Below are 11,562 nucleotides of genomic sequence, written 5' to 3' on the forward strand. Positions count from 1 at the left end.
TGTTACAAGATTATCTGCCGTATCTGAACCACCATTGCAGCGTTCGATAATATGATGCGTATGCAAGATACCACCTTTCTTCTTACAAATTTGACAGATGTAATTGTCTCTTGCGAATATATAATATCTCGTATTCCAAAAGCCAAAAGCATCTCCTTGTTGGTATCCGATTCCTTGTATATCGGGATTTTTTAGCTTTTGTGCATCAAATTTCCCTACTTCGACAATCACTTTTGGCGAAGGTAACAATGACTTGAATGTTTCAATCCAATGAATTTGGTTATCCACTCTACTTTGAATCGATGGCGGCAACCATCCTTCTTTCTTTTTTCGATTGAGAAAACGTGCTTTTCGATATCTTGTTTTTCGTTGTCTTCTACCTCTGCGTAATGTAGCTCTTAGTGTAAGGCTTTCTTTGACGTCTTGACGCAATTCAATAGTTCCTTTTGCTAGCACCTTGTCTTCAGTGCTAATCGCAATGCCGATATGCTTTGCTCCGCTGTCAACACCAATTGTGACAGGTTGTACCGCTTCACCTGTAGCATATTGTAATTGAATTGTAAACGGAGTATATCCAAGAATCTTTGCTTTTCCTTGTTTAAGAAGAAGACGCGCTTTGCGATGACTGCAAGGCATGAGCGGTTCTCCCCTTAAATTTTTGACAAACACACACATGTTTTGTCCCTCCTAAGAGTTTGTTTCCCTTCGCTAATGTTTGTAGGTGTTGGCAACTTCCTATAAAAGGAGGCTTGTGGTTGACCGTTCCTTCCCAATCAGAACTGTTACAGAGCCACCATAGAGCCAAGAACTAGGGAATCATTCTTGGGTATGCAACCTACGAACGTAGTCCATGAAAGACTGAAGCTAGACAACCAGGGCTTTTTTCAAGCCCCCACTTCAAAACGTGTTAGCGTTTAAGTGGTGGGTAATTGACAGAGGAATTAATATTGAATACCTCAGAAAATCGTAGTTCTACTTTATACTGTTCATATGACTCTCTCTTTCCACATTAAAGCACACTACATAATACATAAAATTCAGAAAATACATTATAATATATATATTCTATACAATAGAGGTGGTTATATGCAATTGTACTTTGAAGAATACGGAAAAGGAGACCCTGTTATTTTTTTGCATCCAGGTCTAGAAACAGGACAGACAAGCTTTCAAAATCAAATTGAATATTTCAGTAGACATTTTCGGGTTATTGTTCCTGATTTACGAGGTCAAGGGCATTCATATTCTGAAGACTTTACTGATTATTTAAAAGTCGCTGCACTAGATGTACTAGAATTAACTGAACATCTCAACTTAGCAACATTCAATATTGTCGGTGTCTCTTCAGGTGCTCTTATTGCTGTTCAAATGTTACAACTTAACCAACAAAACATTTCTTCCTGTACTCTTGCAGGTATTATGTTAGAAAAACCAGCAGAATGGGAGAAATTAAACAAAGAGAACGCACAACGGTTACAATCATTAATAAGGGAACCAAATACTATACACTATTTTAATCAACTTCATATGAAAAATAATTGGAAAGCACTCCTTGAAATTAGTTTTCATAGTAACTGGTATCCTTTTGAGCAAATTCAGCAATTAGAAGAGATAGAAATACCTACTCTATTAATCGTTGGAGCAAAGGCTGAATTTGATACAAAATATTTATTTTCACATTTCAACAATTCTACTTTTATTGAAAAAGCCGTCGTTCCTAAGGCTGGTCATCTAGTTCATCACGATGCTCCTAATCTCTTTAATATTATCGTCGAAGATTTTATACAGAGGAGCATTCTCGAAAAATAGAAAAAGCATGGCTAGAAATACCATGCTTTTTCTATTATTCATCTATTTTCCTTATTACAAAAACAAAATCCGTGAACGCTTGTAATGAGTTCCCTGGGCGGTAGTTCACTCCCTTTCTTCCATGTTAACTTTACTGTTTCGGAACCGTAATTGGCATAAATTGTTGTCATCAATTCATTTCCCCTTACTATAGGCAATTATTCAAAATGCCCTTCATACAACCTTACAATCTCCAAAGACTTATCAAACTCCCGCAATCTTTTCACTAAACTTTCCACTCCGAATATTTCTGTAAATGTATGACTGCCTACGATAAGATTAATCCTCTTAAACTGTGCATACTGAACTGTATATAACGTCTTTTCTCCTGTAATGTATGTATCGCAACCACTGTCCAGCGCTGCTTGAATATGATCAGTTGAATGACCTGCTCCAGTTATAATACCAACTCGTTTGACTTCCTTATCATTATTTTTCCACGCCTTCACCTTTTCACCGAGTTTATTCTCGACTCTTTCTACAAGCTCTGCAAATGGAATTGGATTTGTATATTCACCAACGCCAGGTAATTCTTCATCGTCACAAGAAGAATACGTTATCATTTCATCGATTTCGATTGTATGAAATAACGAAGTACAAGTTCCGAATTCAACGAAATCTAACGGTGAATGTACCCAAAAGTGATTGATGTTATATTCTTTCAATTTAGTTAGACAAGCTTCCTCCATTCCGTATAGAAACTCCCATGCATCATGATGTGTAATCATCATATCTACATTTTCTTTCTTTGCTTCTTCAATTGTCTCAAGCGTTAAATTTGTAGCATAACCAATCTTATGAAAATGTTCGTTGCTTACGTTTGTGATCCCAAACTGATCGCCGTACTTACGTAAATGTTCTCCAAATAGTTCTTCAATGTGTTGGTTGAATTGTTCTATATGCATATTTTCCTCTCCCCTTAATAATCTCATTTCCGCAAAAATTATAATTCTATGACTCTATCGCATACTTGTGCTACATATGGATCATGCGTGACAATTACAATTGTCTTTCCCTCTTTATTTAGATTTTTTAAAATTTGTATAATTTCATTTCTATTATTATCATCTAAAGAGCCCGTTGGTTCGTCGGCCAATATTAACTCGCAAGGTTTTAGAAGTATCCTTGCTATGGCGACCCTTTGTTGTTCTCCACCTGAAAGCTCGTGTATTTTTTGCTGTAATGATACGTTCAGCCCAACTTTTTCTAAGACGACTGTTTTTAGTTCTTTCTTTTCCTTCTTTGTTTTTTTCGCATAAATCAAAGGAATTTCTAAATTTTTATTTACCGTATCATTATCGATGAGTGCATAATTTTGAAATAGATACGACATTCTCGTTCTTAGAAGCTTATTTGCTTTACTAGAACCCATACTAGGACTCTCTTCACCAAACAATTTAACGACTCCGCTATCTGGATTTTCAAGCATTCCCATAATATTAAGAATCGTTGTTTTACCAGATCCGCTTTTTCCAGTAATCGCAACCATTTCCCCTTCACAAATTTTTAAATTGAACTCATCTAAAATCGTATGATTTCCATAACTTTTACTAACATCTATCAGTTCACATATATATTGCATTCGTTTATATTAACCTCCCTTTATCACCGTTGTTTTATTTCTTCGTTCCATACTGATTAATGCGATAATAGACGCGGTAAATTCAATTAATATAAGCATAGCCACCACCGCAAGAAATTTTATATCAAACTCTTTTTTTACGATGAAGCAAATTAATAGTTGTACGACCCACGTTAATACAAATAACAACATGTATCCTCTATACGTTCTAAAAAAACTTACACCGAATAAGCGATGCACTACTATTTTCTGCTGATTTTTATTGAAATATATAATCATATTTTGTGTGACCAAAAATAATATGCCGACAATTAGCCCACTAGTAACCGTCAATAGCATTTTCATTATTTTTTGCAGATCGTATATATCTTTTAAAATATATTGATCAACTGTTACAAGATATTTTAAATTATCATCTAGTCCTAACCTTTTAAGTTCTGGCTCCAAAGCCTTATAAGTTAATCCTGCATCTCTGTCAATTAACTTAATCTTTAAAGGATCCTTCGCCCCTCCGCCTAATATAAGGTCTCTTTCTCCAACAAAGCTATTTTTCTCTGTCATAACCTGAATGATTTCATCTCTAATCTTGTTATGGTCAGATTTATATACATCTGGATTGAAACTAAAGACTTCTTGGTCATTCTTTATCCAAATCACTTCTATTTGTCGATTGCGCAAATGACTTGGAACTTCTCTATGCATTCTTTTTTCTTCATATTCTATTTTTGGCTGTCTACGCTCTTCAAAATAACGAAGAATTTCTTTTTCCCTATTCTGATATTTTTCCGGTACTAATAAAATCCAGTTTTCCATATCTTCTGAAACTTGCACACGCTGATTATGTATGTCATATAGCGGAAATTCGCGAAGGTAATTATTATTCACTGTAACTGATCGGATTCCTTTAGAATCTTTGCTTATACTAAGCTCTAATTCTTCATATTCTTTAGAATCAATCAACACCGCTCCCATTTTATTTAAAATAGAATAAAGCTCTCCATTTATTATTGACACCGTTTTATCCATCCCTTGTTGACCTTCTTCATTCCCACCAGAAAGCGGATAAAAGACACCATAATCTTTGTTTTTCTCCCAGTTTTTTAAATTCTCTAGTTTTTCTTTCACTGTAATATATTGTTCTAAAATAGACGCCCCTAATAAAACAAATATAATAGAACAAGTAACTTTCAATAGCGAATTTAATACAAATATACCTTTTGTATCTTTTCTATTTTTAATAATTTGATTGACTTTAATTTTAGAAATATAAAAATATGAAACGAAAGATAATACTGTAATGATAAGATATGTTTTACATTGATCGAACACAATGGTGTATATAAACCCTGAAGTTACATTTTTTACGAAAGCAGCTGCAAGTACGGAAATGAATAACGATAAAATAAACATACAAATAATAGTTCTGCCTATAACAATAAACCATAAACGTATATTCGATACACCGTGCATTTTTATAACACCAATTCTTTTCGCTTCATTAAACACATAATAAATAAGAAAAAATAGGAGTACGATAAACACTATATATTGAATGTAGGATAGAAAATTGATCGGTGAACCAAAAGCATCTTCGTTTTTGCTAAGATTACGTTTAAAATCATCAGCAGGAATATACTGTTTCGGCTTAAAATGCTGATTTAGCTTTTTAGAGAAAAGCTTTAAAAAGGCATCGTATGATTTATCATCTACTCCTTCTACAACATAGCGCCCTGCCATAGGTAAATGCTCATACGATGTTTGAAGTGGCTTAATTGTAATCGTATGATTATTACCAAAGTCCTTTATAACTCCCTTTTGATTTGTATCCTTCGTATGAACTGTAGATAAAAAAGCATTACCTTCGAATGTGTCTTTCGGCTTTAACACATCCCCACTATTTAACTGCATCTGTTTGAAATATGCCGTTTCCGTTGTCAATAACACATATTTCAAAATTTCTGCTTCTTCATCTTCATGATAAGTAACATTTGTACGAAAAATATTTGTATGTGACTCCTTTGCTGCCTCGAGCAATATAGGATAAATTTCACTAGGGTTCCTAAAAGGCGGCACATCTGGGATAACAAACTCTTTACCTATCTTCTGTTCTATCTTTTCTATTTTTTCAAATTCTTTATGATCCGTTTGTTGAAATGCAATAAAACCTGACAATATAGACGCTACAATAAGAAAAACCACAACAACTTTTTTCATAACACCCTCCCCTGTCATATTTTAGTATATTTTTATGAAAATGGAAATACCAAGGAGGATATTGTCTATATACCTTTATTTTCAATCATTATTTTTATTTCAAAATGAAATCTATTAGTAACTAGCAAATATAAAAGAATTCACTAAACTTTCACATAATAATTCGAAAATTATTGAAAATAAAATTCGAAAAATATAGAATAAAATAAAAAAGGGGACTAAACAATGAAAGTAATGAACTTAAATGCGACAAGAGAAACGTATTCTGTTCAAATTAACCATTCGATTTTATTCGAAATGGGACTAGGTATTGCAGCTTTTACTTATTATGATTTTCACCATACTTTTGAAAAGCCGATAGAGTATTGGAAGGATATTGAGAGAAAATTGCCTGCAGCCGTTCGCGAAGAACTACAGTATACACATAAGTACAACACGTGGTTCGCTTTGCTGCAATTACTTCACTCTCGTTCTTTTGATTCTCTTGAAAATTTCTTTCATTTTCTTGATGAACTAACTAAAGAGGAATTACGTTGGCATTCTTTGCCTTATATCGGTTTGCAGCACGAGGATAATCGGCGAAAAGCATACCAGCAAGATAGTGCAGCAATCACTTCCCTTATAAAAGCTTGTCAGCATCATAAATTCTTTCCAGCATACATTAAACATCTTTCATCTATTGATACTTCCTTGCTAAAACAACATTTAAAAATCATCTCTGAAGGTTGGTATGAAACAGTAGTGCAGCCTAATTATATCGAGTTTACGAGCATGCTTGAACGTGATGCCCAGCAAAAACGTGCGCTTCAATCAACGTATCATCCAGAAGAGCTTGTAAAATATATAACAGGTAGTACGTATCAACCCGAGCCTTCCATTCATCAAGTGATACTTATTCCGCAGTACGTGTATCGGCCTTGGAATGTTGAAACGACTTTACCAGGGGTAAAAGTATTTTATTATCCGATTTCTGACGATAACGTGAGTGTAATCGAAGACCCTTATTCTCCGCCTTCTACATTAGTTCATAGTTATAAGGCACTTGGAGATGAAACACGCTTAAAAATTATTAAGTTGCTAACAGAAAGAGATCACTCACTTCAAGAGCTAACCGAGCAGCTCAAAATTCCAAAAACGACTCTTCATCATCATTTGTCTTTACTTCGAGCAGCACGCATCATTAATGGCAAAGGCTCTCGGTATTATATACAGCTTGATCATTTATCTTCTCTCCAGGAAAAATTACAGCGATTTCTAGAAAAGAGGTGAAAAAATGGAGGGAAATCAACATGTATTTACGAACCATTCTTTTTTATGTTTATGGCTTGGGGAAACTATTTCTGAACTTGGAGGAGCGATAGGCGCTCTATGTAATTCGTTATTATTGTATGAGTTGACCGGATCAAAATCGGCAATGGGGACGCTATGGTTAACGTATTTTATCCCGTCTTTAATTCTTCAGCTTTTTATCGGCCCATTCATCGACAGGATAAGTCGTAAATATATTATGATGTGGTCTCAAGTTTTAAGAGGAATTGTATTCTTCTTACCTGTTATTCTTATGTTTTCAGGTCAGATTGAGATATGGAGCTTGTTCGTTATTCAAGTTGTACTCGGAATTTTGCAGCCCCTTTATATTCCAGCTGCATCATCCCTGCTTCCTACAATTGTCGAACATGGTAAACTTACACGAGCAAATGCTTGGCTTGACGGTACAGTCCGGACGATGAGCTTTCTAGCTCCTACATTAGGAGGACTCCTAATTGCTTACATAGGAACTTCATCTACTTACATAATGGTAGGAGCTTTATTTCTTATAAGTGCCTGTAGCCTCGGTTATCTTCATGAATCTTCCGTTACTAACGTTAGGAAACAGGTTACTTGGTTAAAACAAATCATTTCTGGATATCAATATTTTTTCAAACAACGTCCGCTTATATGGCTTGGATTCTTTACTTCTTTAGTTCAATTTAGCGTCGGGGTAACGATGGTAATTAATGTTCCATTTATAATAGAAGAATTAAACGAAACATCGTTTTCATATGGTATGTTCATGGGAAGTTTCCCTTTCGGATATGTAATCGGTTCTTTCTTAGTCGGAAAATGGGGAGATACATGGCCGCGAAGATATATGATGCTCTCTGGTCTACTTATGGGCGGTTTATCCTTTTTCTTACTTGGCTTTGTAACATCCTTCCCTCTTGCTGTTTTATGCGAAATTCTTGGAGGTATTTGTTTCCCGTTTTTCAATATTCACCAAACGACTCTTCTTCAAAAAATCGTTCCTTCTCATCTGATGGGACAAATATTTTCTGTTCGACTCTTCTTGATCCGAGCAACTATTCCTTTAGGTATTTTATTCGCAGGACAAATTGTTGAAATATCCGGCATCCGTTTTTTGTATATCCTGATCGGTAGCTTTATTATGATTCCTGCTTTATTTAGTATGTTACTTCCCTTCGTTTCCTTTTTAGATGAGGAGAAAGAAAGCATTACTAACACGTAGTTTTCTTTATGTTATCAAAGGTCTATTATAATTTTATTAGGAGATAAATTTACACTAAGGGGGATTCTTGCCAATGAATAATTTAAAAATGACTTTGCTAGAACATAAAGTTCCATTTGAAATTATTCATCACGAAAAACAAATACGTACCGCACAAGAAGGTGCAGATTATTTTGGAGTTGAAATCGGTCAAACGGCCGCAACATTAGTGATCAAATCAGAAAAAGATTTTTTTGCGGTAATTGTTTCTGGAGGTCGCGGACGTGTAAATTTACAAGAAGTATCAAGAATTTTAGGATGCGATCAATTGAAAATGGCGACCCCACAAGAAGTTAAGCAAATAACTGGATACAATGTTGGCAGCGTATCTTTAATCCTTTCATTGCCTTGTATCATAGATAGAAGACTTATGTGTTATCCATTTGTTTACGGAGGTACAGGCGAAGCAGCATCAACGTTGAAGATTGACCCAAATGCGTTAGAAAAAATAAATCAAGTTGTTGCTTTTCTCGATTAAGGTATTGATTAAAGAAGTTCACTTGGATTAAAGGTCCTACTAAAAATGATACAATTAGAGAAAAAAATGTGGAGGGGTCCTTAGTGGAGATAAGAAAATATAATTCTGACGACATCATACAATTAACAGATTTAATGCCAGATTTAGGTTATCCTAGTTCATTAGATGAAATGAAAGTAAGAATGGAACGTATCGAATCTAATCCAAATTACTACACCTTTGTTGCAATAAATGATAAAAACTTAGTAGGGATGATAGGAATAACAATTCATACAACGTACACAAACAACGATGAAAAGATCCAAATAACCTCGCTAGTTACAAAGAAAGAATATCGCGGTCAAGGTATTGCGAAAGCATTGATTAAATATGTAGAAGAATGGTCTTTGAAAAGAGGCTCTGATTTTATTTATCTTCTAAGTGGAAAAAGTGAAAAAAGAGTAAAGGCACACGAACTGTATAAATTCTTTGGTTATGAAATAACTGGTTATAGATTTGTAAAGCGTTTGCGAAAAATGGATGTTCTTCAATAATTGGGCAAAATTGTTGAAGAATTAAATCCCAATTTCTCATTTATATCATTGAGGGATTGGGATTTTTAAGGCTGGAATATTCTTAATGTTGTAAGTCGCTATAGTACAAAATTGCCCATCTATCTTATGTGATTTTTCAATCCTGTTATAAGCTATACTACATATTTTTATAAATGATTAAAGAATTATACCTGAGAAACTTCCTTTTAATACTTCTTTTTCAAGTTGATTCATACATGTAAACGCCGCAGTAATTTTTGTACGATTTTTTTCATCCAGTTCAAATTGTTCAATAATTACATCACAACGGATCGTATCACCACTAAAAACTGGGCGTAAGAATTCAAAATCCATCTTACGAGCCAATACATTATAATCACCGCCAACTTTTGTAGGGAGTGTTGATGTTAAAAGTCCTTGTACAACAAATCGCCCTTGTTCATCCGGTGTCACATGATGAACCCCTTCATCCTTTGACACCTTCGTAAATATAACAACATCTTCTTTCGTAAATGTTCGCTCAAAGGTGATTTTTTCGCCTACTTGTAATCCCATCAATATCCCTCCTAAAAAACATTTCATGATTCACTTAATTTCACTGTTTGAATACACAATTAACTAATATCAAATTATTCTTGTATTTAATATACAGAGACATGATAAATGTTCATTTATTAATACTTATCTACACTCCTAAGAACAACACCATATCGCCTTATCGAAGGCATCTTTAGGAATATACACTTTATTATCTTTTATTTTATATGGAATATTATTTCTTTCAAGAATATCTGTATTAACAGAATTTACACTGTCACTCCATTGTACAAATTCACCACTGTACCCTCTTGTATAAAAAAACACTACTAAAATAACAGAAAAACTTAAACATAAAAATACGATTCGTTTCTTTGCCAAGGTTTTTTACCTCCAACTTAATAGTACAACTATATAGAATTATCGTAGAAATGAATTTCTTGAGTTTATATGTATACGGCAAAATTGATTAGCTCTTACATTGTATGAATAGAAATTTATTTCTCCATTTACCTTATGAAGAAGTTAATTTCATAAATTCTTCGACATCTTTAATGCATAATTCAATTCCTTTTTCCCAAAAAGCTTCCGATGTGATATCTTCTCCTAAATGTTTCATAACTAAATCTTCTGTGGACATGCTTCCTGAATCGCGAAGCAAGTTTAAATAATCTTTTTCAAATTCTTTACCTTTTTCTTTTGCTTTTGCAAATATACTTAATGCAAACAAGTACCCGAATGTATATGGGAAATTATAGAACGGAGATTGTGTCATATAATAATGCGGCGTCCATATCCACGAACGGATTGAAGCATTATCAAGAGATCCAGCATATCCTATCTCTATTGCTTCTTGCATTAATTCATTTATACGCGATGATGAAACAATCCCCTCTTTACGTTCCTCGTAAAAATTTTTTTCAAACACGAACCTAGAATGAATATTCATGAAATTCATAACACTACGTTTTAATTTCTCATCAAGTAAAAATAATTTTTCATCAGTAGATTCAGCTTTTTCCATTGCAGCATTTAAGATAATCATCTCAGAAAATGTTGAAGCAGTTTCAGCAATACTCATTGGATATCGTTTATTCACTCCATTGACTTGCTTCATTGCATGGTTATGAAAAGCATGACCTAATTCATGAACTAGCGTTAATACATTTGTAATTGTACCTTCAAATGTCATAAAGACTCTTGATTCCCCCGAAAATGGAAATCAAGCACAAAATGCAACAGCCGACTTATTAGAGCGATTTTCAGATTCTACCCATCCTTCATTGAAAGCCCGTCTAGAGAAAGCTTTTAATTCCGTACCAAATTCCCTGAAATGCTCTAAAATAAAATCAACGGCAGCTTCATATTCTATTTTTTGATTACTTCTTGTTACAGGTGCCCAAAAATTAAATGATTTCATTTTTACGTCACCATTCATTTTTGCTTTTTGATTTAAATAATTTGCAAAATGGCGTTTTGATTTACTAACCACAGACCACATCGCATTTAGCGTTTCCTCTTTCATGCGGTTTTTCATTAAAGGTTCTTCTAACACATTCTCTAGGCCGCGTTTTTTGTATACTTGTAATCGGAATCCTGCGATATGATTTAATATTTTTGCAAATAGTTCTTCGTTTTCTTTCCACTTATTTTCTAAAGCGTTATAAGATTCTTTGCGAACTTCTTCATTAGGATGAGAACGTAAATTGAGAGCTTGCCCTACTGATAATTCGTTTTGCCCCCCATTTATTTGAACATTAACTCTTATATTACTAACAAATGAATGATAAAACTGTCCCCAAGCATGTGATGCTAGACTAAAAAG

General features: G+C 34.0%; 12 protein-coding genes and 2 pseudogenes. 5 read left to right on the forward strand and 9 right to left on the reverse strand.

Annotation, left to right across the window (positions count from 1 at the left end; genetic code table 11):
* A partial coding sequence (gene iscB, locus V7024_RS22985) for an RNA-guided endonuclease IscB (RefSeq protein WP_335524325.1) occupies positions 1-675 on the reverse strand: 675 nt, incomplete at its 3' end.
* A 411-nt stretch (positions 676-1,086) separates the two neighbouring features.
* Here iscB and V7024_RS22990 point away from each other — a divergent pair.
* Positions 1,087-1,809: an alpha/beta fold hydrolase gene (locus tag V7024_RS22990; RefSeq protein ID WP_335524326.1), complete on the forward strand. Its 723-nt coding sequence runs from the start codon at positions 1,087-1,089 to the stop codon at positions 1,807-1,809.
* 47 nt (positions 1,810-1,856) lie between these two features.
* On the opposite strand, the pseudogene V7024_RS22995 reads toward V7024_RS22990, so the two are convergent.
* The 4 genes and pseudogenes from V7024_RS22995 to V7024_RS23010 form a co-directional block, all read right to left on the reverse strand.
* Positions 1,857-1,979 (reverse strand): annotated as a pseudogene (locus tag V7024_RS22995) (NUDIX hydrolase); the annotation flags it as partial.
* Between the two features lie 27 nt (positions 1,980-2,006).
* On the reverse strand, positions 2,007-2,753 hold the full coding sequence (locus tag V7024_RS23000; RefSeq protein ID WP_335524327.1) for a Nif3-like dinuclear metal center hexameric protein: 747 nt from the start codon (positions 2,751-2,753) through the stop codon (positions 2,007-2,009).
* 38 nt (positions 2,754-2,791) lie between these two features.
* Positions 2,792-3,430 (reverse strand): ABC transporter ATP-binding protein, encoded by a 639-nt coding sequence (locus V7024_RS23005; protein ID WP_335524328.1) that lies wholly within the window; start codon positions 3,428-3,430, stop codon positions 2,792-2,794.
* A gap of 9 nt (positions 3,431-3,439) precedes the next feature.
* Entirely contained in the window at positions 3,440-5,644 is a 2,205-nt protein-coding gene (locus tag V7024_RS23010) for a bacteriocin-associated integral membrane family protein (RefSeq protein ID WP_335524329.1), read from the reverse strand.
* Between the two features lie 225 nt (positions 5,645-5,869).
* On the opposite strand from V7024_RS23010, the gene V7024_RS23015 reads away from it, so the two are divergent.
* The 4 genes from V7024_RS23015 to V7024_RS23030 all read left to right on the forward strand — a co-directional run bounded on the left by V7024_RS23015 (position 5,870) and on the right by V7024_RS23030 (position 9,200).
* Positions 5,870-6,913 carry an ArsR/SmtB family transcription factor gene (locus tag V7024_RS23015; protein ID WP_335524331.1) on the forward strand — a complete coding sequence of 348 codons (1,044 nt, stop codon included), beginning with the start codon at positions 5,870-5,872 and terminating at the stop codon, positions 6,911-6,913.
* A 4-nt stretch (positions 6,914-6,917) separates the two neighbouring features.
* Positions 6,918-8,150 (forward strand): MFS transporter, encoded by a 1,233-nt coding sequence (locus V7024_RS23020; RefSeq protein ID WP_335524333.1) that lies wholly within the window; start codon positions 6,918-6,920, stop codon positions 8,148-8,150.
* A 73-nt stretch (positions 8,151-8,223) separates the two neighbouring features.
* Positions 8,224-8,667 carry an aminoacyl-tRNA deacylase gene (locus tag V7024_RS23025; protein WP_335524339.1) on the forward strand — a complete coding sequence of 148 codons (444 nt, stop codon included), beginning with the start codon at positions 8,224-8,226 and terminating at the stop codon, positions 8,665-8,667.
* An 83-nt stretch (positions 8,668-8,750) separates the two neighbouring features.
* Positions 8,751-9,200, forward strand: a complete 450-nt coding sequence (locus V7024_RS23030; protein ID WP_335524334.1) for a GNAT family N-acetyltransferase — start codon at positions 8,751-8,753, stop codon at positions 9,198-9,200.
* 177 nt (positions 9,201-9,377) lie between these two features.
* Here the strand turns inward: V7024_RS23030 and V7024_RS23035 are convergent, their stop codons facing one another.
* From V7024_RS23035 to V7024_RS23050, 4 genes and pseudogenes are all read right to left on the reverse strand, one after another.
* The gene (locus tag V7024_RS23035) at positions 9,378-9,755 is read right to left on the reverse strand and encodes an enoyl-CoA hydratase (protein ID WP_335524336.1); all 378 of its coding nucleotides are present in this window, start codon (positions 9,753-9,755) and stop codon (positions 9,378-9,380) included.
* Positions 9,756-9,893: 138 nt separating this feature from the next.
* Positions 9,894-10,118 (reverse strand): hypothetical protein, encoded by a 225-nt coding sequence (locus V7024_RS23040; protein WP_335524337.1) that lies wholly within the window; start codon positions 10,116-10,118, stop codon positions 9,894-9,896.
* A 133-nt stretch (positions 10,119-10,251) separates the two neighbouring features.
* Entirely contained in the window at positions 10,252-10,929 is a 678-nt protein-coding gene (locus V7024_RS23045; protein ID WP_335524338.1) for a M3 family metallopeptidase, read from the reverse strand.
* Positions 10,930-10,959: 30 nt separating this feature from the next.
* Positions 10,960-11,562, reverse strand: a pseudogene (locus V7024_RS23050) (M3 family oligoendopeptidase); the annotation flags it as partial.

Origin of the sequence: Bacillus sp. JJ864, assembly GCF_036963045.1 — a bacterium.
GTDB lineage: Bacteria > Bacillota > Bacilli > Bacillales > Bacillaceae_G > Bacillus_A > Bacillus_A pseudomycoides_C.